Source organism: Actinoplanes sp. HUAS TT8, assembly GCF_051380535.1.
Classification (GTDB): domain Bacteria; phylum Actinomycetota; class Actinomycetes; order Mycobacteriales; family Micromonosporaceae; genus Actinoplanes.
Map to the genome: position 1 here is coordinate 6,994,650 of NZ_CP195646.1, position 22,101 is coordinate 7,016,750.

Below are 22,101 nucleotides of genomic sequence, written 5' to 3' on the forward strand. Positions count from 1 at the left end.
GCACCGAGGTCACCCGGGGGTGCCTGGGTGAAATCGGACAGGATCGCGCGACCGAGTCCGGACGTGGAGGGCGGCGCCAGCAGTGTGCCGATCATGATCAGTGCGACAGTTCGACGTGGTCCAGGATGCCCAGCGCGTCCGGCACCAGGACCGCCGCCGAGTAGTACGCGCTGACCAGGTACGACATGATCGCCTGCTCGCTGATCCCCATGAACCGCACGGACAGGCTCGGCTGGTACTCGTCCGGGATGCCGGTCTGGTGCAGCCCGACCACGCCCTGGTCGGCCTCGCCGGTCCGCATGGCCAGGATCGACGTCGTGTGCGTCTCGGTCACCGGGATCTTGCCGCAGGGCAGGATCGGCACCCCGCGCCAGGACAGGAACGTGCCGCCGTCCTGCTCGACCATGGGCGGGTAGATCCCGCGCTTGGTGCACTCCCGGCCGAACGCGGCGATGGCCTGCGGGTGGGCCACGAACATCTTGGTCGCGCGGCGCATGCTGAGCAGCTCGTCCAGGTCGTCCGGGGTCGGCGGGCCGCCGCGGGTGTGGATGCGCTGCCGCAGGTCGGCGTTGTGCAGCAGGCCGAACTCGCGGTTGTTGATCATTTCGTATTCCTGGCGCTCCCGCAGCGCCTCGACGGTCAGCCGCAGCTGCTGTTCGAGCTGGTTCATCGGCTCGTTGTAGAGGTCGGCGACCCGGGTGTGCACCCGCAGGACGGTCTGGGCGACGCTCAGCTCGTACTCGCGGGGCTGCTCCTCGTAGTCGACGTAGGTGCCGTCGAGCTGCGGCTCGCCCTTGTGCCCGGCGGCCACCTTGATCGCGGCCTCGCCGTGCTTGTTCTGCGGACGGCGGTTCTTGGCCCGGAACCGTTCGACGTGCGAGCGCAGCTGGTCGCTGTGTTCGAGGATCGCGGTGAACTCCCGGCGCGGCAGGGTCAGCAGGGTCACCGCGGTCATCGCCTTGGCCGTGTAGTCCCAGATCCCGGCGTCGTCGGTCAGCGCGTGCTCGCCGAACGCCTCGCCGTCGGCGACCACTCCCAGGTTGACCGGGTCGCCGTACGCGCCGACGCCGATCTTGCTGACCTTGCCGTGCGCGATCAGGTAGACCTGGTCGGCGACCGAGCCGAACTCGACGATCACCTGGCCCGGCTCGTACTCCTGCTGCACGAACTTGTCGGCCATGGCGCCGAGCGCCTCGACGTCGTCGAACTCGCTGAGCACGGACAGCTCGCGCAGTTCGGCCGGGACGACCCGGACCTGCGCACCGACGTTGGTGAAGCTGAGCCGGCCGTCGCCGATCCGGTACGTCATCCGCCGGTTCACCCGGTAGGCGCCGCCGCCGACCTGCACCCAGGGGAGCTTGCGCAGCAGCCACCGCGAGGTGATCTCCTGCATCTGCGGAACCGTCTTGGTGGTGGTCGTCAGGTTCCGCGCGGCCGCCGTGCTGAGGCTCTGCCGCCGATGTTCCTGCTCTTCGTCGCGGATCTCGGACTGCGTGGGAGTCGCCACCGCTCGTACCCCGTTCGTCGGTTTTCATTCCTGGTGTCTCTTGGTCGTTCTATCGCACCGTCCGGGGACTTTGTCGGGTTTCACGGAATCTGCACACGTGCTCTGACCAGCACTTCTAGGCTCAATCGCCATGGGGACGATCACTTTCGTGGCCCCGCCGTGGCTCGCCCATCCCGTGTAGAAAGGACACCTCCGGTGTTCCGTGCTCTCCTCGCCACCGCCTCGCTCGCGGCCGGCGTCCTCACCGCGCCCGGCGCCGCGTTCGCCGCCGACACCGTCACGCAGCTGACCGCGGCCGAGATGTCGGCCGCGCTCAAGGGCGTGTCCGGGACGACCGCGCCGGCCGAGCTGCCCGGCTACGGCGGCGACGTCCAGATAAGCCTCACGATCGACGGCCAGAACCAGAAGGGCACGGCCAAGTTCGGGACCGACCCGGTCCACGGGCTCGGCTACCTGACCGTGACCGGCGCCCTGGGCGGGATCGGCTCGTACGCCCAGGCCGGAAAGGGTCAGTGGCACCAATTCACCCTCCCGACCGAGCGCGCCGCCGTCGCGATGGCCGGTCACCCGGCTGCCCGGTACCTCTTCGTGCCCGACCCCAAGCTCAAGCTGGACGCCTGGACCGCCGAGAACCTGCCCGGGCCCTCCTCGGTGGTGACCCAGGACTCCCTGCACGCCGGCACCAAGACCGTGCACGACGACGGTACGACCGATTACGCCTACGCCGACGACGAGAAGGTCGCGATCACCTTCAGCACCGACACCCACGGGGTGCTCGTCAGTGCCAAGATCGCCGACCCGGACGTCAACGAGACGTTCGCCTGGAGCTACGGCCCGCAGACGATCACCCTCCCGACCTCGGCCCAGACCGTCGGCCAGTGGCTGCTCAACCGGGCCATCGCGTACCTGGACATGGCCGGCAAGGTGAAGCGGGCGGCCACCGGCAGCGCCGCGATCGTCGAGAGCAAGTCCAGGAAGAAGACCGTCAAGGTCGCCAACCTGCGCTCCTGGACCCGGGCCGAGGTCAAGTCGATCAACAGCACGTTCGGTGTCAACGTGCTCGTGGTCGCCGACGTCAAGGGCGGCGTCCGGATCAGCGCGACCAACCCGTTCACCAAGGCCACCGCCGCCTGGACGGTCAAGGCCTCCGGCAAGCACGCGGTCGCCCGCAAGGCCTGATCCGGATCGGTTCCCGATTTTCGGCGAACCGCCAGATGGCGCGCTTCGCGGCGCCGGGGATAGCCGCTGGTCACGGTCGCTGCGACAGTGCGAGGGATGAGACCTTTCGCGCGTACGTCGTCAGCCTGCGTGCTCCTGGCACTGGGCGCCTGCACCGCTCCCGATCCCGGCGCCGCCCCCGCGCCGCCCGCGTCCGCACCGCCGGTTCCCGCGACTTCCGCGTCCGTGGCGCCCGCGTCCATGGCCCCGGCGCCCGTCGCGGCGGGCACCTGCGACGCCGGCATCAGCACCGAGGCGCTCCCGGAATGGGCCCGCGCCGGGTTCACCGGCGACGGTTCGGGCACCCCGCACCGCCTCGGCGACAACGGCGACCTGATGGCGGTCACGTTCCGATACCCGCCGGTGGCCGACCCGGCCACCGGCACCAAGATCCTCTGGGTGTCCCGTCTCCCCGTCGAGACGGCCGGCCCCCTGGTCATCGACGCGGTCCGCACCGACGGGCAGACCGCCCACCAGGAACTGCCGAACGGTGCCGGCCCGTCCAGCGTGATGATCCCGGCGGCCGGCTGCTGGGACCTGACCCTCACCTGGTCCGGCCACACCGACCACATGCGCCTGCGTTTCGTCACCGAGCCCCCGCCCAGCCCCTCCCACCGCTGACCGCCCGCCCGGCCGGTCCCGGGTCGCCCACCGGGTCGCGGGCCGCGGCTCAGGTCCGGGTTCGCGGGACCGATAGGCCTCGGAGCGAAATCGGCCCGCGGAGGGAGGCAGTGGTGATGTCGTACCGGCTTTCGCTGCTGCGCACCCTGCTGTTCACCGTCGCCTACGCGCTGGCCTGCTTCGCCGGTCGGCTGACGGTGATGGACTCGACCAACCTGAGCCTGGTCTGGCCGGCCGCCGGCGTCGCCGTGATCTGGTTCTGCGCCCAGCGCCAGGCCCGGGTCAACTGGCCCGACGTGGTCGCGTTCGCCCTGATCACCATGGTGATCAACATGGCCACGGGCGCGCCGCTGCGGCTCGCGCTGGTGTTCGTGATGGCCAACCTGCTGCAGGTGGCGGTCTTCCTGATGCTCTTCCAGCGCTGGTGCCCCGGCCTCTGGGGCACCGGGGGCACCCAGCCGTTGCGCGGCCCGCACGACCTGTGGGGACTGCTCGGCGCCTCGTTCACCGCCACGCTCTCCGGCGCGACCCTCGGCCCGCTGGCGATCTGGCTGCTCACCGGCGAGTTCTCGTGGGCCGCGGCGTGCGTCTGGCTGGCCCGCAACACCGCGAGCGTGCTGCTGCTCGGCGCGGTGGTGCTCAGCGTCGGGCACGCCGCCAACGCGTACCGGGACCGGCACGGCCACCTGTGCGGCTGGTGGCGGCACGGGCTGTCGCTGCTGGCGGTGACCCCGCGCCGGCGCATCGCCGAGTACCTGGCGCTGGTCGCGACGACCGCGGTCGTGTACACGGCCGGTTTCGGCCTGGGCCGCGGTCTCCCGCTCACCTTCGTCCTGATCAGCGTGACCGTCTGGGCCGGCATCCGGCTGGCCACGCCCTACGTGGCGCTGCACAGCCTGGTCACCGCCGCCATCGCGGTGGTCTTCACGCTGCACGGGATGGGCCCGTTCGCGGCGGTCCACGACAACGCGGCCCGGGCGTTCCTGGCCCAGTTCTTCGTCACCCTGATCGCCGTGGTCGGCCTGGCCCTGGCCCTCGGCCGCGACGAGCGGGACGCCCTGATGGCCGAGCTGGCGGCCGAGAAGGCGGCCCTGGCCGCGCACCGCGACGAACTGGCCCGGTTCGCCGGCGTGGTCGCGCACGACCTGCTCAACCCGGTGACCACGGTCGAGGGCTGGAGCGAGGCGGCCGCCGACGCGCTGGACGGCGTGCCCGGCGTCGACCGCGCCCGCGACGGCCTGGACCGGGTGCATCGGGCCGCCGTCCGGATGCGCAACATGATCAACGGCCTGCTCGACTACACCACCGCCCGCGACGCCCAGGTGGCGCCCGCCCCGGTCGACCTGGACGAACTGGTCGACGAGATCACCGTGGCCCGGGTCGACGCGGCGATGGCGGCCGGCCAGCCCCGGCCGCGCTTCGCGGTCGGGGAACTGCCGGCCGTGCACGCCGACCCGGTGCTGGTCCGGCAGCTGCTGGACAACCTGATCGGCAACGCGATCAAGTACACCGCGCCGGACGTCGTCCCGGCCCTGACCATCACCGGCGAGCGCGCCGGCGACCTGGTCCGGGTCAGCATCGCCGACAACGGCATCGGCATCCCGGCCGGGCAGCACGAGGCCATCTTCGGCAACTTCCACCGGGCTCACCGGACCTCGGCGTACGCGGGAACCGGTCTTGGTCTGGGAATCTGCCAGCGGATCGTGGAACGACACGGCGGCACCATCACGGCCGCCGACAACCCGGGCGGCGGCTCCCGGCTCACCTTCACCCTGCCCGCCGCACCGGCCCTCAGCAAAGTCGGGCCCGAGCCGATGGTCAGGCTATGAGCGACGAGGTCAACGACGAGGCTCGGCTGGCCGCGCTACGGACCTACCAGGTGCTGGACCGGCCCCGGCCGCCGGTGCTCGACGAACTCACCCGGCTGGCCGCCACCATGTTCGACACCCCGATGGCGGCCGTGTCGATGATCGACCGGCACCGCCAGTGGTTCGCCGGCAACGTCGGCCTGGCCGACCAGGAGACGCCGCTCGACGTCTCGTTCTGCGCGACCATCGTCCCGGCCCGCAAGCCGCTCATCGTCCCGGACGCGACCCTCCACCCGCGCTTCTCGTCCTACCGCAACGTGATCGGCGCCCCCAACATCCGGTTCTACGCCGGCGCCCCGGTGATCGACCGCGAGGGTTACGTGCTCGGCGCGATGTGCGTGATCGACGACGAGCCGCGGGAGGTCGCCGACCGGCAGGTCGACGCGCTCAGCACGTTCGCCGGGCAGGCCGCCGCGCACCTGGCCGCGATCCGCAGCCGGTTCCAGATGGCCCAGCTCGGCGACCACCTGGCCCGCGCCGCCCAGCGCGAGGAAGACCTGGTCGCGACCATCACGCACGAGCTGCGCACCCCGGTCACCAGCATCCAGGGCTACCTGGAACTGCTCGCCGAGAACGAGGAACTGGAACCGTACCGGCGGCTGATCGAGCCGATCCACCGCAACGGGCAGCGCCTGGTCGCGATGGTCGACCACATCCTGGCCGGCACCCGCCCGCACGACGCGCCACTGCCCGCCCCGGTCGGGGTGGTCGACCTGAACGACGTGCTCGCGGCCGCGCTGCGGTCCTGCCGGCCCCTGGCCGCGCTGCGCGCCGAACCCCTCGACGTGCGGATCGGGCCGCCGATCCGGGTCCGCGCCGACCTGGCCCGGCTCGCCCACGCCTTCGAACAGCTGCTGCGCAACGCGATGCTGTTCACGCCGGGCGACCGGCCGATCATCGTCCGGGTCACCGGCCGGACCCGGCCCGCGGTGGAGATCGAGGACTGCGGGGTGGGGATTCCGGACGAGGAGCTCCCGTACGTCTTCGACCGCTTCTACCGCGGCCGGCACGCCCGCGACCAGGCCGTCCCCGGAGTCGGCCTGGGTCTGACCATCGCGCGGGGCGCGATCGCCGCGCATCGGGGAACACTCGAGGTGACCAGCGACATGCGTGGCACCACCGCTCGGGTCACCCTCCCCGGCGCGGGCTGAGCACCGATACGGTAGGTGGATGGAGCCGCGGATGACCCCCGACGACGTCGTCGCGGCGATCATGCGGCGGCTCGCCGAGCAGAAACGCGTCGTGCCCGGATACGTGATCCGCGACGCGGTCGAGGCGATGCTGCGCCGCCGCTTCCCGGACGCCCCGCTGGCCGGCCTGGCCGTCCCGTCCGAGGTCGCGGCCGAACTGGTCACCGGCTTCGCCGACGGCGCCGCCATCGTCGAGGACGACTCGGCCACCATGCCGGCCGTGCTCAGCGGCGACGAGACCGGGCGGCTCCTGGCCGGCCTCGGCCTGGCCGTGCACGTCGCCGCCTTCAACCTGGACCGCGACCGCCTGCACGTCGCCCAGATCCTCAACGGCTCGGCCGCGGCTCTGGTCGCCCTGGGCGCCGCGTCCCGGGCCGCACACGCCGACGGGACCTCGGCCGTGCTGCTCTCCCCGGCGACGCTGCGGACCGCGCGGACCACGATGATCGCCGTGCTGCAGGGCGTCCGCAGTCGCGGCTGGCAGGCTGAACATCTGGACCCGGTCGCCACCACCACGATGTTCACCGACGTCCTCACGATGCTCGGCGCGGTCCCCTGACCTGCCCCATCACTGCCAAAAACCCTTCTTGTGTACGGCCACAGCCCCGCCACAGCCCCGCCGCGCCCCGCCCCGCCGCGCCCCGCCGCGCCCCGCCGCGCCCCGCCGCGCCCCGCCGGGTGGTCGCCGGGTGGTCGCCCGCTTCGGTTCCGAGCCGCGCCGGACACCGCGACGGGTTGGCGGGGACGAACATGTTCGCTACGATCGTGTTATGAGTCCTCGTCGTGTTCCCGTGAGTCGCCGTGACCGACCCGCCAAGGCGCCGCTCAGCCGGGCCGGGGCGGTCGCCGTGGCGCTGCGGATCATGCGCGAGGAGGGGCTGGAGAAGGTGACCATGCGTCGCCTGGCGGCCGAGCTGGACACCGGGCCGGCCTCGCTCTACGTGTATGTGGAGAACGTCGCCGAGCTGCACGGCGCGATCCTCGACGAGCTGCTGGCCGACCTGCCGCGGCCCGCCGCGGGCGCCGGGGAGCAACAAAGGGCGGAGATGCCGCGGGCCGGCGCCGCACCCGGGGAGCGGTGGCGGGCCGAGCTGATCGAGCTGATGTGCGCGTACACGGGCATGCTGTTCGGGTATCCGAGCCTCGCCCGCTCGGTGCTGACCCTGCGGCCGTCGGGGCCGCACTACGTGCGGTTCGTCGATGCGATTCTCGGGCTGCTGCACGAGGGCGGCGTCCCGGTCGGGCAGGCCGCCTGGGGGGTGGACCTGCTGTTGCAGCTCGGCACCGCGAGCGCGGCCGAGCACGGGACGCGCGGTGAGCTGGTGGACGCCGAGGACGAGGCACGGTTGTTCGCGATGGCGCTGCGGGAGGCTTCCGGGCCGGAGCACCCGAATGTCGCCCGGGCCCGGGACGAGCTGTTCTCGGGCACCGGGCCGCAGCGGCTGCGCTGGGCTTTCACGGCACTGATCGCGGGCATCGAGAGCGTGGCTACCGCCGTACGCGAATGATGGGATTTTGGGGTTTTGAAGGCTTTTTCATATCTCTGAAGAACATGTTCGTCAGGAATACGTTCGTTAGGCTGGAATACACCTACTGACCTGGAGGAACACCATGACCACACCGATCACCATCGTCGGCGCCGGGCTCGGCGGACTAACCCTCGCCCGGGTGCTGCACGTTCACGGTATCGCCGCCACCATCTACGAACTGGACGCTTCGCCCGAGGCCCGCACCCAGGGCGGCATGCTCGACATCCACGACTACAACGGGCAGGTCGCGATCCGGTCGGCCGGCCTCCACGACGAATTCCGCAAGATCATCCACCCGGGCGGGGAGGCCACCCGCATCCTCGACAAGCACGGGACCGTGCACACCGACGAGCAGGACGAGGGCGACGGCACCCGGCCCGAGGTCGACCGCGGTGACCTGCGGAAAATGCTGCTGGACGCGCTGCCCGACGGCACGATCCGCTGGGGGGCCAAGGTCACCGGCGTCCGCGGTCTCGGCGACGGGCGGCACGAACTCACCTTCGCCGACGGCGACACCGTGACCACGGACGTGCTGGTCGGCGCCGACGGGGCCTGGTCCCGGGTGCGCCCGCTCCTCAGCGACGCCAAGCCCGCGTACGCCGGGATGTCGTTCGTCGAGGTCGACCTGCGCGACGCCGACACCCGCCACCCCGGGCCGGCCCGGACCGTCGGCGGCGGCATGCTCTTCGCGCTCGGGCCCGGCAACGGCTTCCTGGCCCACCGCGAGACCGACGGCAGCCTGCACATCTACATCGCGCTGACCAAACCGGCGGACTGGATCGACGGCATCGACTGGACCGACTCCGACAAGGCCAAGGCGCTGCTGGTCGACGAGTTCCACGACTGGGCGCCCGAGTTCCACGCGCTGATCACCGAGGCCGACGGCGCGCTCGTCGCCCGCACGATCAACGCGCTGCCGACCGAGCACCGGTGGGCGCGGGTGCCCGGCGTGACCCTGATCGGCGACGCCGCCCACGTGATGTCGCCGTTCGCCGGCGAGGGCGCCAACCTGGCCATGCTCGACGGTTCCGCCCTCGGCGAGGCGCTGGCCGCGCACCCCGGAAACATCGAAGAAGCGCTTTCGGCGTACGAGCGTGAACTCTTCCCGCGCAGCGCCGAAGCGGCCGGCGAAGCGGCCCGGAACCTGGCGCTCTGCTTCGACGCGAACGCGCCGCACAGCCTGCTGGACCAGTTCGCGGCGTACGAGCAGGACGCCCGCTGACCGGACGTCAAGGACGCAGCGGGGCGGCGAGCTCGGCGAAACGGCGGGCGGTCGCGACCTCGTCGGCCAGGCCCAGGATCGGCCCGAGCGCCGCCGCCCAGCCGTGACAGAACAAACCCCAGCCGTCGTACGCGATCAGGTCGTCACGCTCCCGGGCCTGCCGCAGCACGGCCAGGTCACCGCGGTAGTTCAACTCCCACACCACGGCACCGCCGGGAAACCGGACGCGGGCCGAGACCGGGCTGCCGGGGCGATCCTTGCCGAGACCGGTCGCGTTGACCACGAGCGTTCCCGGCGGCGCCGACTCGACCGGCTCGTCCCACGGGCCGGGGCCGGTCAGCACGTCGAGGACCACGCCGGAACGGTCGGCCCACGGCTCCAGCACGTCCCGCAGGTGCCGGCCGGCCGCCGCGTCCCGGTCGGCGAAGATCAGCCGCTTCGGCAGCTCCGGGCGGGACAGCAGGTGCCGGCCGAGCGCGATCGCCGTCCCGCCCGCACCCAGGCAGATCACCTGCTCGCCGGAGGGCCAGATCTCGTCCACGACCCGGCCGGTGGAGAGCGGGTCACGCGCGTACGCAAAAAGGGTCTTCGCCTCTTTCCGCAACGTGTTGACCTCGCCGCACTCGGTCGCCAGCGGATCAAGCCCGCCGATCAGATCCCGGGCGGCCCGCAACACCGCCAGCTTGTGCGAGGTGATCACCGCGCCGAGCGCGTCGCCGTCGTCCCGCAACTCCCCGACCAGCGCCCGATAGCTCTCCGGCGGCGCGCCGAGCGGCAGATCCCGCCCGACCAGCCGGACGTCACGCCCCAGATCACCCATCCAGAGCGGAAACGCCTGATTGATCAGCGACTGCCCGGTGGACACCCCGACAAACCACACCGTCGACATGCCCCCACGCTAACCGCCTCAGAGCAACCCTTCGTCCTTGATCCCGGCGACGAACGCGGCCCGCTCGGCCGGCGTGAAGAACAGAATCGGCCCCTCCGGATCCTTGCTGTCCCGCACCGCGAAACCACCATCGGCCAGATCAGTCACCTCGACGCAGTTCCCACCGCTGTTGCTCCGGCCACCCTTGCGCCAGACGGCGGCATCGCGGTCGAACATGTCGGCATAGGTCTTCTCGCTCATGTTTTCCCTCCCTCCGTCGTCGCCGCTTTGATGATCCTCAGGGAATCGTTTGGCGGCAACGCCTTGGCAAGAACATCCTCCCAGGCGTCCCGGTACCCGTCGATTTCGGCTGGATCATCCAGGTAGATGGTCGTCATCCGAAGGTCGATACAGATCACCTGACCAGCGGCCGAGTCGGCGAAGCGAAGAATCTGGAATCCACCCTCCATCGGCATGCACGCACCGGCCGACCAGGGCACGACCTGAACCGTGACGTTCGACCGCTCGGCCGTCTCCGCGAGATGGCGAAGCTGTTCGCCCATCACCTGCCGACCACCGATCATCTGATGCAGCGCGTTCTCACCGATGATCGCGTGAAAGTTGGGCGCGCCGGGACCACGCAGAAGAGCCTGCCGTTCCATGCGCGCCTCGACCCGGCGGTCGGTCTCGGCATCGTTCTGCCCGGTTCGATGTATGGCGATCAAGGCACGCGCGTAGGACTCGGTCTGCAACAGACCCGGAACCAGCACCGGCTCCCACGAGTGCATACTCGCGGCCTCGCCCTCCAGGCCGAGGTAGGTCGCGAACTGTCTCGGCAGGACATCGGTATAGCGGTGCCACCAGTTGCGGTGCCGGCTCGCGGCGGCCAGCTTGACCATCGCGTCGATCAGCTCCACGTCCTCCACACCGTAGAACGCGACCAGGGCGCGAACGTCTCGCGGCGGGATGGTGGAGATGCCCCGTTCGATGCGGCTGACCTTCGACTTGTGCCACCCGAACTGGTTCGCCACCTCCTCCATGGTCAGCGGCGGCTTGTGCTCGGTCCTCAGCTTGCGCAGGGCCGCGCCGAGGCTGCGACTGCTTGCTCCGCCCATGTCACCCTCCGTTGCAGGTGCGCCCAGTGTTGCAAATGATCCAGATCGCCTCGGAGTTGCATCCCTCGTTCGAGTTGCACTTCTTTGCGTGTTGCGATCCTGAGTTGCAGAGAATAGCGTGTTGCACATAAACAGTGATGGCTATCCATGATCAGCGGAGCGTCGCCGAAATCCTTCACAGGTAGGGGGAACCGTGCTCAGACGAGTTTCACGCAGGTGGGAGAGGCTGCCGTGATCGCCGTGATCGCTGCTGTCGTGGCCTTGGCCGTGGGATACCTGGGCGGTGTCCGACTCGGGCGGGTCAGCGGCCGCTGGTGCACCCGGTGTGGCCAGACCCGTGAATGCCTGGTCTGTGACCGCGGCTGGATCGTGGAACGGAGGAACGATGCTCCGGGTAAGTGAACTGAACGCCGCCCTCAAGGCTCAGGGAATCGACGCCGACGTGCTGGTCGACCTGGACGGAATACCGCTGGCCATCCGCGGGGTCCGGCTCGACGAGCGGCGGGGTGTCATTCTGCTGGAGCTGTGCCGGGCGGAGTCGCGGGCCGGGTTGCGCCAGTTCGTCGGGCGCGCGGACGCGGCGATCCACGCGGCCGGCGGGCGACCGGAGCATGCGGTGCGTCACAACGCTCGCGGCCACTACGAGCTGCTGCGCTCGGGCGAGCCGGAATGAGCCGCGACACGGGCGGGCTGCCGCAACTGATGGGAACCGGCGAGATCGGCAAGCGGCTGGGCCTGAGCCGCCAGCGGATCCAGCAGCTGGCCGACACCGCCGACTTTCCGGAGCCGTTTCAGGAACTGGGCATGGGGCGGGTGTGGCTGCGGCCCGAGGTCGAGGCATGGATCGAGGTGTGGCGGGCCGGTGCCCCCGCGGTCGAGCCGGGCGGATCGGTGGAAGGGATCACGCGGTTCGTCGCCGAGCGGGTTCTCGACTGCCTCGGCGAGCGGGGCTGGGCGTTCGCCGGCGACGAGCACATCGAACCGCTGGCCGGGATGTTGCGGCGGTTCCTGGTGGAGGCCGGGATCGAAGTGAGCGGCCGAGGGTGAGAAGTGGTGGGGCAGGGCTCACGCCGTACCGAATAATTGTTTGAAGGAAGGCAAGTATCGGCTCAGGTCGCGCGGTGGGCTGCCGAAGAACCGAACATGGCGGTGCGTCGGGTGGACGATCCGGAACGGGTCGCCGCCGTGCGGGGGACCGGGCTGGTGGAAGCCGCCGAGTCGGCCGGGCTGCGACGGCTGACGCGGCTGGCGTCGCGGCTGCTCGGGGCACCGACCGCGCTGGTGTCGCTGGTGCTCGACGACCGGCAGGTGTTCGCGAGTCATCTGGGGCTGCCGCCGCGGTGGGCCGCGCTCGGGCAGACGCCGCTCACGCACTCGTTCTGCCAGCACGTGGTCGACGCCGACCGGCCGTTCGTGGTGGCCGACGCGCGGGAACATCCGCTGGTCAAGGACAACCGGGCGATCGACGAGATCGGGGTGATCGCCTACGCGGGCATGCCGATCCGGGTCGACGGGCAGATCCTCGGCGCGTTCTGCGCGATCGACAGCACCCCGCGGGCGTGGTCGGAGCAGGACCTGGCGGTGCTGGAGGACCTGGCGGCGGCCGTCTCGTCGGAGATCGAACTGGTCCGGGCGGCGCAGCACGCGGAGGAGACTTCCGCTCTCGTACGGCGGATCCTGGAGGTCTCCCAGGACGCCTACGTCGCCATCGACGCCGACGGTCTGGTCCAGGAATGGAATCCGGCCGCCGAGCGCCTGTTCGGCTGGGTGCGCGAGGAAGCCGCCGGCGCCGACCTGAGCAAACTGGTCGTGCCCGAGGAACACCGCGAGGCGCACCGGCGCGGACTCGACCGGGTGCGCGAGACCGGCACGTCGGTGCTGGCCGGGCAACGTCTGGAGCTGCCCGCGATCGACCGGAACGGGCGGGTCTTCCCGGTCGAGTTCACCCTCCAGGCCACCAACATCACCGGCGGCCGGCCGGTGTTCCACGCGTTCCTGCACGACATCAGCGACCGCCGCACCACCGAGGAGCAGCTGCGCCGCCAGGCCGAACTCATCGACGCGGCACCGGCGGCGATCATCGTGCGTGACCCCGGCGGGACGATCCTCTTCTGGAATCAAGGGGCCGAGCAGATGTACGGCTGGCCGGCCGCGGCCGCCGTCGGACGCAACATCCACCGGCTGCTGTCCACCCGCTTCCCCACCCAGTTGCCGGACGTCGAACGCGCCCTGGAAGAAACCGGATCCTGGGCCGGTGAGCTGGAACACCGGCGCTCCGACGGGCAGGTCGCGGTCGTGCTCAGCCGGCACGTGTCCCGGTCGTCCGCGGACGGCGCCGGGGTCGAGATCATCGAGACGAACACCGACATCACCGGCCGCCGTCGCGCCGAAGAGGCCCGGGAGGAGAGCGAACAGCGCTTCCGGGTGCAGTTCCACCAGTCCACGATCGGGCAGGTGATCGTCGGGCTGGACGGGAACATCCTGCACGTCAACGACGCCTACGCACGGATGGTCGGGCGGTCGCCGGTCGACCTGGCCGGATACGGCGTGATCCTGCTGACCCACCCGGACGACCGGGACGGCGACACCGAGGCGCTGGCCGGGCTGTTCGCCGAGGAGAGCGACTCCTACGAGCGGGTCAAACGTTTGCTGCACGCCGACGGTCACGCCATCGACGTGCAGACCGGGGTGCGCCTGATCCGGGACTCCGACGGGCGGCCGCTGCACCTGATCGGGATCGTCCAGGACATCACCCAACAGGTGCAGGCGCAACGCGAACGGGACGCCGCGCAGACCGTCCTGGCCGAACGCAACGAACAGCTGCAGCGCGCCAACCAGCTGAAACTCGACCTGATGGGGATGCTGTCGCACGACATCGGCACACCCCTGACCGCGATCATGGGCTACGGCGAGGTGCTCAGCGACGCCGAACTCCCGCCATTCCTGGCCAACCTCACCACCCGCATCATCACCGGCGCCCACCGGATCGACGAACTGCGGCACAACGTGCTGGCGATGTGCAAACTCGACGCCGGCGAACTGTCGACCGTCCGCCGGCCGGTGCCGCTGGCCGCCGCGCTGCGGGACGCCGCCGACGCGGCCGACACCGCGGTGCCGATCTCCTGCCCGGACGGGGTGACGGTGCTGGCCAACCCCGCACATCTGCGCCAGATCGTCGTCAATTTCCTGACCAACGCCCGGAAGTACGGCGGTGGGGCCGTCCAGATCGCGGCCACCGCCGACGACGAAGCCGGTTCGGTGGAGATCGACGTGCACGATGCCGGCGCCGGGGTGCCCGAAGAGCTGCGGTCACGCCTGTTCGAGCGCTATACCCGCGCGTCCGACGCCACGGCCGAAGGGCATGGGCTGGGGTTGCACATCGTCGCCAGCCTCGCCGAGGCGAACGGCGGGCGCGTCTCCTATCGGCCGGACTCCCCCACCGGCAGCATCTTCACCCTTCACCTGGAGCTCGTCCCCCGCTGACGTGCCTCCGGCCCCGCGGCCCAGGCGGGGTGGCTTCGGAAATCGGGTGACGGCTCGGGTGGGGATGTGCGAGGGTCCGACCCCATGGAACCGATCAGCGAGGCAACGATCCGAGCCTCGTTCGTCAACTGCAGCAAGGGCGAGGCATCGCGGATCAAACTGCCCGCCGACTTCCGCGAAGCACCCTGGGCCGACCTGGACTTCTTCGGCTGGATCGACCCGTCCGCCCCGCAGCGCGCGGCGATCGTCGTCCCCGGCCCCGACCCGATCGCGATCCTGCTCCGCCGGGCCGAACGCGGCGGCGGCTCGGGAAGCGCGGCCCGCTCCAGCATGTGCCAGGTCTGCCTCACCGACCATTCGGCCGGCGGGGTGAGCCTGTTCACGGCACCCCTGGCCGGAGCCGCCGGTCGCAACGGCAACTCGGTCGGCGAATACCTCTGCTCCGATCTGGCGTGCTCCCTCTACCTCCGCGGCAAGCGGCAGCCGAGGATGCGCCTGGTCCGCTTCGAGGAAACCCTCACCCTGCCCGAGAAGATCGACCGCGCGTTGCTGAAACTCACCGCCTTCACCACCCGCATCACCGCCGCCTGACCTCAGACGATCCGAACCTCCAGCCGCCCACCGGTGGACCCGGCCAGCTTCGAGACGTCACCCGGGTCACCGGTGAGGATCCCGGTTCCCCTTCTCGGCCGCCACCAGCGCGCCCGTGTCGTAGACCAGACCCCGGGGCTTGCGGCAACCCTCAACGCCAGCCGACCGCTCACGGCTGCACCGCGGGGGTTGAGGCGACCCTCAGCACCAGCTGACTGTTTGCGGCTGGTGATCGCGGCTGGGTCGCGGGGGTTGAGGCGGCCCTCAGGGCCAGCTGGGTGGTCGGGGGTGGGTCAGGTGGGGAAAGTGGTTTTGAGTTCGGTGGGGGTCAGGGCTCGGGTGCGGAATGTTGTGGTGCCGGAAGTGAGGAGTTCCTGGGCGGCGTCGCGCAGGGCGCCGTAGGCGGCCCAGGCCAGGGCGCCGCCGGTGGAGACTCGACGGACGCCGAGGGCGGCCAGTTCCGGGACGGTGGGGGCGCCGCCGACGGCCAGGACGTTCAGCGGGGCCGGGACCTCCTTGACGACGCGGGTGATGTCGGACGGGGTGCGCAGGCCCGGCGCGTAGACGACGTGGGCGCCGGCCGAGTGGTACGCCTGCAGGCGGGCGACGGTGTCGTCCAGGTCGTCGTGGCCGTACAGGTGGTTCTCGGCGCGGGCGGTGAGGACGATGCCGTGGCGGGCGCATGCCTCGGCCGCCGCCGCGACCCGCTCGGCGCCGGTCGTCAGGGTTTCGATGCGGTCGGTGGCCGGGTCGTAGTCCTCGATCGAGATGCCGGCCGCACCGGCGGCGGCCAGCAGGTCGATCGTCTCCCGGATGCCGGCCGCGGTGTCGGCGAAGCAGCGCTCGGCGTCGACGTTCAGCGGGACGGTGACCGCAGCGGTCAGCGCGGCCACGTGCGCGACCAGTTCGTCCCGGGTGACGTGCTGGTCCGGTTTGCCGAGGGTGGCCGCGAACCCGGAGGACGTGGTGGCCAGCGCGGCGAATCCCAGGCCGGCGAGGAGGCGGGCCGAGCCGGCGTCCCACGGGTTCGGCATGATGAACGTGCCGGTCTCGTGCAGTTCCTTGAAGCGCTCCCGCACCGCAGTCATGCGAACGACCCTAGACGGTCAGGATCACCTTGGCCCGGGCGTGTTCGGTCTCCAGGTAGTGGATCGCCGCGGCCGCCTCGGCCAGCGGGAACGTCCGGTCGATGGCCGGGGTGACCTGACCGGATTCGGTCAGGCGACGCAGTTCGTCGAGGATCTCGCGGCTCGGGTCCGGGGTCGGGGTGATGATCCGGCGTCCGCGGAGGAACGGGGCGGTCAGTTTTCCCCGGATGAACAGCGGCATCGGGCCGATCAGGCTGCCGCCGGTGGAGACGCCGCCCCCGGACAGGACCAGCGTGCCGGTCGGCGTGAGCCGTCGCAGCAGGTCACCGAGGCGGCGGTTGCCGACCAGGTCGAGGATCACGTCGTACTGTCGCTGGATCTTGACGAAGTCGTCGGCGGTGTAGTCGATGACGTGGGTGGCGCCGAGGCCGGCGACCAGGTCGGTGTTGCGGGTGCGGCAGACGGCGGTGACCTCGGCGCCGAGGGCCCGGGCGATCTGCACGGCGAACGTGCCGACGCCGCCGGACGCGCCGTTGATCAGGATTTTCTGGCCGGTGGCGAGGCCGGACTCGCGGAGGCAGACCAGGGCGGTTCCGGCCGCCAGGGGCAGGGCGGCGGCCTCGGCGAAGGTCAGGTTCGCGGGCTTCCGGGCGGCGAAGTTCTGGGGGACGCAGATGTACTCGGCGAAGGCGCCCTGGGCGTGGCTCGGGTCGGCGAAGACCTCGTCGCCCTTGGCGAAATCGGTCACGCCGGGGCCGACGTCGATGACCTCGCCGGCCACGTCGCGGCCGCGGATGCGGCGGTTCGGGCGGGTCAGGCCCATGGAGGCGCGCATCAGGTACGGGTCGCCGCGCATGAAGTGCCAGTCGTAGGCGTTGAGGGCGGCCGCCCGTACGCGAAGAAGAATGTGATCTTGGTGGGGGGCCGGGGTGTCGACGTCGGCCAGCCGGAGCTGCTCGGGGCCGCCGTATCTGTCCTGAACGATGGCTTTCACGGTGATCTCCTCTCGGGGTGTACGGCGTACACCTTCAACACGAGAGTAGGTGTACGGCGTACACCCGTCAATCGGCCGGATTAGGGTTGGCACGTGGATGTCGAGGAGCGGCGGATCCCGCTCAACCGGGAGCGGGTGCTGCGCGCCGCGCTGGAACTGGCCGACCGCGTGGGTCTCGAAGCGCTGAGCATGCGGAATCTGGCGCAGGAGCTCGGTGTGGTCCCGATGGCGTTGTACAAGCACGTGGCCAACAAGGACGAGCTGCTGGACGCCATGCTGGACGCGGTGATCGCCGCGATCGTGCCGGACTCGACCCCGCCGCCGGAGCCCGGATGGAAGGTCGCCGTGCGGGAACGGGTGCTCGGCGCGCGGCAGGCGCTGCTGCGGCATCCGTGGGCGTGGCGGCTGATCGACTCGCGGACCGATCCGACGCCGGCGATGCTCGCCTACCTGGACTCGGTGATCGGGCTCTTCCTGGCCGGCGGGTTCACCGCGGACCAGACGCACCACATCGTGCACGCCCTGGGGACGCGGATGCTCGGCTACACCCAGGATCTGTTCGTCGACTCGCAGCCCACGCCGCCCGAGGTGCAGAAGGAGATGGCGCGGGCGATGGCCGGCCGCTACCCGAACCTGGCCACGATGGCGATGGCGGCGGCCCACGACGAGTCGTCCATCGTCGGGTCGGGGTGTGACGACCAGTTCGAGTTCGAGTTCACGCTCGATCTTCTGCTGGACGGCTTCGAACGGCTGCCCGGCCGAGGTTCTGTGCTCTGACCGCAACCACCCGACCACGTCGCCCTTGCGGGCCTCGCGTCCTGGGCGCGCCAGCGCCCTGCGAGGACCGGAAGGGTCCCCGCGGGAGCGACGGTCTGTACCCCGGCGGAGATGGGCAAAAAAAAGCTTTTGAAGTTCGCTTCACAGCTCCGGATACGGGCCGGTGGCCGGGACGGCGATGCTGATCGTGGTGCCGACGCCCGGGCGGCTGGTGATCGTGACCTCGCCGTCGTGACCCTCGCTGATCGATTTGACGATGCTCAGGCCCAGGCCGAGGCCTTGGACCTCGTTGCGTTCGGCGTCGGCCGAGCGGCGGAACGGGGCGAGCACGCGCGCCTGGTCCTCCTCGCTGATGCCGACGCCGGTGTCGCGGACCAGCAGCATGGCGTGACCGTCGCGGGCCTCGGCGCGGACCGTGATCGTGCCGGCGTCGGTGAACTTGACCGCGTTGAGGATGAGGCGTTCCAGGGCCTGGCCCATGCGGCGCACGTCGACGTCGGCGAAGACCTTCTCATCGGTCTCGGCGGTGATGATCAGGCCTTTGGCCTCGGCGAGCGGGCGGTTCGCGTCGACCGAGGTGCGGGCCAGGACGGCGAGGTCGGCCGGTACCCGGGCGAACTCGCGGCTGTCGGCGCTGACCTGGGCGGCCAGGAGCATGTCGTTGACCAGGGCGAGCAGGCGGTCGGAGTTGCGCTGGACGCGCTGCAGGAAGCCGTCGCGGCTCTCCGAGGGCAGTTCCGGGTCGCCGAGCATCTCGAGGTAGCCGTTGATCGCGGTGAGCGGGGTGCGGAACTCGTGGTTGACCCGGGCGATGAACTCGTCCTTGATCTGCTCGGCGCTGCGCAGGCGCTGGTGCAGCACATGCATGTCGCGGGCGTATTTGCGCAGTTCGAGCTGGGTGACGACGTGCCGGGCGAGGGCGCGCAGGCCGTGACGCTGGGCCGGGGTGAGCGAGCCGGGCACCGAGTCGGCGACGCAGAGCGTGCCCAGCGCCTTGCCGTGCGGGGTGATCAGCGGCGCGCCGGCGTAGAAGCGGATGTGCGGGTCGCCGGTGACCGTGGGGCAGTTCGCGAAGCGCGGGTCGAGGCGCGCGTCCGGGACCTGCATGACGTCCTCGTCGAACATCGCGTGGGCGCAGATCGAGGTGTCCCGCGGGCCCTCGCACACGTCCGTGCCGACCCGGGCCTTGAACCACTGGCGGTCGGCGTCGACCAGGCTGATCAGGGCGATCGGCTTGTCACAGAGCTGCGAGGCCAGCGTCGCGATGTCGTCGAAGTCCTGTTCGGCGGTCGTGTCGAGGATCTCGTAGCTGCGGAGGGCGGCCAGGCGCTCCTGTTCCAGCGTCGCGCCGGCGTACTGCGTGCCCGCCATCCAGATCTCCCTTGAGCCGCGTTCCCTTACTGCTATTGGTCGGTCGGCGCACGCCGGTGATGAGGGCTACCTGGGGTGCAGGGCGGTCGCCCCGGAGACCTGCGGACGTTGCTGCCACTGGTTCTCCAGGGTGCGCGCGTACGCCGAGCGCCCGGCCGGCAGCGTGAACGTCATCCGGGTGCCGGCGCCGTACGGGTTGGCCGTCGCCTCGATCGTCCCGCCGTGCCGCTCCACGATCCGCTTGCAGACCGCCAGTTCCAGCCCGGAGCCGCCGTGGCCCTCGCCGCGGTGGAAGTTGGTGAAGACCGCCTGGCGCATGCCGGCCGGGATGCCGCGCCCGTTGTCCAGGATGTCGATGCGCAGCATGCCGTTCGGGGCGGGCTGCGCGGAGACGTTGATCTGGGACGGGACGCCGGGGCCGGCCAGGTCCAGTGCGTTGTCGATCAGGCTCTCGAACAGTTGCCGGGCCAGTACCGGGTCGGCGTCGACGGCGTCGAGCGGGCCGAAGGTGAACTGCGGGGGCAGCTTGCCGCTGCTCTCGGCCTGGTCGTACCGGCTGTTGGCGATGTCGCTGAGCAGCAGCTGCAGGTTGATCGTGGTCGGCATCAGCTTGCCGTCGCGGGCCGCGGTGTAGGCGAGCAGCCCGTTCAGGAACGTGCGCATGCGCGCGGCGGCCCGCTGGATCCGGCTGACCCGTTCGGCCGGCTTGTACCCGGCGAGCTCGGCTTCGAGCACCTCGGCCCAGCCCTCGATGGTGGTCAGCGGGTTGAGCAGGTCGTGCGCGACCACCCCGGCGAACGACATCAGCTCGTCGCGGTGCCGGCGGTCGGCGGTGACGTCGTGGAAGACCACGACCACGTGCTCCAGCCCGCCCGGGCTGGCCAGGCGGGCCACGTTGAACCGGACGATCCGGCCTTCGGGGACGGCCGCGTTGCGGATCAGCACGTCCATCGGCTGGACGTCCTGGCCGGCCAGGGCCCGCTGGTAGGGCAGTTCGGCGTCGGTCAGCGGGGTGCCGTCGGCGTGGAAGAAGCCGTAGTCGCTGCCGAGCGCGGCGCCCCCGGCAACCTGGTTGGTCGTTCCGAGCAGCCGGCCGGCGGCCGGGTTGCGCAGCACCAGGCGCCCGCTCTGGTCGAGGATGGCCAGGCCCTCGGTCATCGAGTTGATGATCGTGGTCATCAGGCCGGCCTTCTCGGTGGCCTCGTGCTCGGAGGCGCGCAGCCGCTCGATCAGCCCGGTCCGCTCGTCGCGGCTGAACGCCAGCGACAGGCCGACCAGGGCCAGGATCCCGATGTAGAGCTGGACGATCAGCGGCCCGGAGCCCTCCACCGAGTACGGGCCCTGGTCGTGCAGGGTGAACACGGCGGCGGTGGTGCCGAAGACCATCACGTGCCCGATGGTCAGGACGGTGGGCAGCCGCAGCGCCGCCCACACCGTGATGGGCAGCAGGGCGAACCCGATCGGCAGGTCCTGGTTGACCGAGAACACGTAGAAGTAGGCGGCGGCCGAGATGGCGTAGACCAGCACCGCCTCCATCCAGACGGGCCGGTTCGGCGGCAGGTCACGCAGCCGGTGGGCGGCGGCGCCGAAGACCAGCACGCTGACGATGTCGCGGACCAGGAAGACGGCGACGTCGGTGGGCGCGACGTCACCCTTGATCACCTGCCCGCCGAGGGCGCCCAGAGCCGTGCCCGCCAGGGCCGCCGCGGTCGCCACCATCAGCACCCGAACCAGGTCGTTCAGGCTGCCCAGGGGCCGTCCCCCGGCGGTCCAGACGCCGGGCAGCCAGCGGGCCGCGGCGATCGCGAAGACGAGCGCCCCGATCATCGCCGCCACCCCGCGGACCAGGGCCAGGCCCACGTCGACGCCGGTGACCGCGAGCGCGACCGCGGTGAGTACGGCCAGAACCACCGGATCGACCCAGCGCCAGCGTGCCTCGGTGCGGTTGACCAGCCAGACCGCGGCGACCGCGGTGGCCGGCCAGACAACCGGCATGGCGTCCGGTTTGCCCAGCACGGTCAGCTGACCGGCCACGATCGCGACGGCGTAGAGGGCCGCGAACCAGGCCGTGCTGGGCAACATCCGAAGACTCATAGGGGATCGCCTCGCGTGTGCTCGACTGCTCTAAACCCCAGTTCGGCACGGACGGCGAATCGCTGAACATCCGGGACGTGAGGACTCTCTCAAAGAGGTATCTCAAATACCTTTTTGGCGTACGGTCGACTCGTGCGACTGAACCGTTCCACCGACATCGGTCTCCGCGTCCTGATGCTCAGCGCGGTGTCGGCCGACCGGCTCACCGTCGACGAGCTGGCCGAGTCCCTCGCCGTGCCGCGCAACCACCTGGCCAAGGTGGTGCAGACCCTGCAGCACCGCGGCCTGCTGGAGACCGTCCGCGGCCGGGGCGGCGGCGTGAGGCTGGCCGCCGCGGGCCGCGACGAGTCGGTCGGCGCCCTGGTCCGCGCCCTGGAGGGCGAGACCGAGGTGGTCGACTGCGACGGCGACCCGGCCTGCCCGCTGCGGCACAACTGCCGGCTCCGGGGCGCGCTGCGCGTCGCTCAGGAGGCGTTCTACGCCGCACTGGATCCGATCACGATCGGCGATCTCGCCGCGCCCCCGGTGCGCGAGACGCTGCTCAGCATCTCCCCCTGGAGGTAAG

Annotated in this window: 21 protein-coding genes; 13 read left to right on the top strand and 8 right to left on the bottom strand. The window is 70.9% G+C overall.

Going from position 1 to position 22,101, the window contains the following annotated elements; translation table 11 throughout:
* Positions 1 to 97: 97 nt before the first annotated feature.
* The gene (locus ACSHV8_RS30915; RefSeq protein ID WP_436521404.1) at positions 98 to 1,507 is read right to left on the bottom strand and encodes a family 2B encapsulin nanocompartment shell protein; all 1,410 of its coding nucleotides are present in this window, start codon (positions 1,505 to 1,507) and stop codon (positions 98 to 100) included.
* 195 nt (positions 1,508 to 1,702) lie between these two features.
* Between ACSHV8_RS30915 and ACSHV8_RS30920 the strand changes: the two genes are divergently transcribed.
* The 7 genes from ACSHV8_RS30920 (at position 1,703) to ACSHV8_RS30950 (ending at position 9,155) form a co-directional block, all read left to right on the top strand.
* Positions 1,703 to 2,686, top strand: coding sequence for a hypothetical protein (locus ACSHV8_RS30920; protein ID WP_436521406.1), 984 nt, complete (start codon positions 1,703 to 1,705; stop codon positions 2,684 to 2,686).
* A gap of 96 nt (positions 2,687 to 2,782) precedes the next feature.
* Entirely contained in the window at positions 2,783 to 3,346 is a 564-nt protein-coding gene (locus ACSHV8_RS30925) for a hypothetical protein (protein WP_436521408.1), read from the top strand.
* A 116-nt stretch (positions 3,347 to 3,462) separates the two neighbouring features.
* A complete protein-coding gene (locus ACSHV8_RS30930) occupies positions 3,463 to 5,175 on the top strand; it encodes an ATP-binding protein (protein ID WP_436521410.1) in 1,713 nt (570 codons plus the stop codon).
* Positions 5,172 to 6,365, top strand: coding sequence for a GAF domain-containing sensor histidine kinase (locus ACSHV8_RS30935; protein ID WP_436521412.1), 1,194 nt, complete (start codon positions 5,172 to 5,174; stop codon positions 6,363 to 6,365). The genes ACSHV8_RS30930 and ACSHV8_RS30935 overlap by 4 nt, the downstream gene beginning before the upstream one ends.
* A 31-nt stretch (positions 6,366 to 6,396) precedes the next feature.
* Complete coding sequence (locus tag ACSHV8_RS30940) at positions 6,397 to 6,963, top strand: hypothetical protein (protein ID WP_436521414.1); 567 nt, start codon at positions 6,397 to 6,399, stop codon at positions 6,961 to 6,963.
* A gap of 232 nt (positions 6,964 to 7,195) precedes the next feature.
* A complete protein-coding gene (locus ACSHV8_RS30945) occupies positions 7,196 to 7,912 on the top strand; it encodes a TetR/AcrR family transcriptional regulator (RefSeq protein WP_436521416.1) in 717 nt (238 codons plus the stop codon).
* A gap of 103 nt (positions 7,913 to 8,015) precedes the next feature.
* Positions 8,016 to 9,155, top strand: a complete 1,140-nt coding sequence (locus tag ACSHV8_RS30950; RefSeq protein ID WP_436521418.1) for an FAD-dependent oxidoreductase — start codon at positions 8,016 to 8,018, stop codon at positions 9,153 to 9,155.
* 7 nt (positions 9,156 to 9,162) lie between these two features.
* On the opposite strand, the gene ACSHV8_RS30955 is transcribed toward ACSHV8_RS30950, so the two are convergent.
* The 3 genes from ACSHV8_RS30955 to ACSHV8_RS30965 are packed head-to-tail and all read right to left on the bottom strand — an operon-like array spanning position 9,163 to position 11,138.
* Positions 9,163 to 10,044, bottom strand: a complete 882-nt coding sequence (locus ACSHV8_RS30955; RefSeq protein WP_436521420.1) for a shikimate dehydrogenase family protein — start codon at positions 10,042 to 10,044, stop codon at positions 9,163 to 9,165.
* 18 nt (positions 10,045 to 10,062) lie between these two features.
* Positions 10,063 to 10,284, bottom strand: coding sequence for a DUF397 domain-containing protein (locus ACSHV8_RS30960; protein ID WP_436521422.1), 222 nt, complete (start codon positions 10,282 to 10,284; stop codon positions 10,063 to 10,065).
* Entirely contained in the window at positions 10,281 to 11,138 is an 858-nt protein-coding gene (locus ACSHV8_RS30965) for a helix-turn-helix domain-containing protein (protein ID WP_436521424.1), read from the bottom strand. The genes ACSHV8_RS30960 and ACSHV8_RS30965 overlap by 4 nt, the downstream gene beginning before the upstream one ends.
* 385 nt (positions 11,139 to 11,523) lie before the next feature.
* Here ACSHV8_RS30965 and ACSHV8_RS30970 point away from each other — a divergent pair, with 385 nt between their 5' ends.
* The 4 genes from ACSHV8_RS30970 to ACSHV8_RS30985 all read left to right on the top strand — a co-directional run bounded on the left by ACSHV8_RS30970 (position 11,524) and on the right by ACSHV8_RS30985 (position 15,212).
* Positions 11,524 to 11,811, top strand: a complete 288-nt coding sequence (locus ACSHV8_RS30970) for a hypothetical protein (protein WP_436521426.1) — start codon at positions 11,524 to 11,526, stop codon at positions 11,809 to 11,811.
* Positions 11,808 to 12,185, top strand: coding sequence for a helix-turn-helix transcriptional regulator (locus ACSHV8_RS30975; protein ID WP_436521428.1), 378 nt, complete (start codon positions 11,808 to 11,810; stop codon positions 12,183 to 12,185). Before ACSHV8_RS30970 ends, ACSHV8_RS30975 begins: the two co-directional genes overlap by 4 nt.
* A 96-nt stretch (positions 12,186 to 12,281) precedes the next feature.
* The gene (locus ACSHV8_RS30980; protein ID WP_436521430.1) at positions 12,282 to 14,621 is read left to right on the top strand and encodes a sensor histidine kinase; all 2,340 of its coding nucleotides are present in this window, start codon (positions 12,282 to 12,284) and stop codon (positions 14,619 to 14,621) included.
* Positions 14,622 to 14,705: 84 nt separating this feature from the next.
* Positions 14,706 to 15,212, top strand: coding sequence for an FBP domain-containing protein (locus ACSHV8_RS30985; RefSeq protein WP_436521432.1), 507 nt, complete (start codon positions 14,706 to 14,708; stop codon positions 15,210 to 15,212).
* Between the two features lie 293 nt (positions 15,213 to 15,505).
* On the opposite strand, the gene ACSHV8_RS30990 is transcribed toward ACSHV8_RS30985, so the two are convergent.
* Entirely contained in the window at positions 15,506 to 16,300 is a 795-nt protein-coding gene (locus ACSHV8_RS30990) for an isocitrate lyase/PEP mutase family protein (protein WP_436521434.1), read from the bottom strand.
* Between the two features lie 10 nt (positions 16,301 to 16,310).
* Complete coding sequence (locus ACSHV8_RS30995) at positions 16,311 to 17,294, bottom strand: NAD(P)-dependent alcohol dehydrogenase (protein ID WP_436521436.1); 984 nt, start codon at positions 17,292 to 17,294, stop codon at positions 16,311 to 16,313.
* 93 nt (positions 17,295 to 17,387) lie between these two features.
* Here ACSHV8_RS30995 and ACSHV8_RS31000 point away from each other — a divergent pair, with 93 nt between their 5' ends.
* Positions 17,388 to 18,071: a TetR/AcrR family transcriptional regulator C-terminal domain-containing protein gene (locus ACSHV8_RS31000; RefSeq protein WP_436521438.1), complete on the top strand. Its 684-nt coding sequence runs from the start codon at positions 17,388 to 17,390 to the stop codon at positions 18,069 to 18,071.
* A gap of 141 nt (positions 18,072 to 18,212) precedes the next feature.
* On the opposite strand, the gene ACSHV8_RS31005 is transcribed toward ACSHV8_RS31000, so the two are convergent.
* Both ACSHV8_RS31005 and ACSHV8_RS31010 read right to left on the bottom strand, forming a co-directional pair.
* Entirely contained in the window at positions 18,213 to 19,442 is a 1,230-nt protein-coding gene (locus tag ACSHV8_RS31005; protein ID WP_436521440.1) for a GAF domain-containing sensor histidine kinase, read from the bottom strand.
* A gap of 66 nt (positions 19,443 to 19,508) precedes the next feature.
* Positions 19,509 to 21,524, bottom strand: a complete 2,016-nt coding sequence (locus ACSHV8_RS31010) for an ATP-binding protein (RefSeq protein WP_436521442.1) — start codon at positions 21,522 to 21,524, stop codon at positions 19,509 to 19,511.
* Positions 21,525 to 21,668: 144 nt separating this feature from the next.
* On the opposite strand from ACSHV8_RS31010, the gene ACSHV8_RS31015 reads away from it, so the two are divergent.
* Positions 21,669 to 22,100, top strand: a complete 432-nt coding sequence (locus tag ACSHV8_RS31015) for an RrF2 family transcriptional regulator (protein WP_436521444.1) — start codon at positions 21,669 to 21,671, stop codon at positions 22,098 to 22,100.
* The last annotated feature ends 1 nt before the right edge of the window (position 22,101 follow it).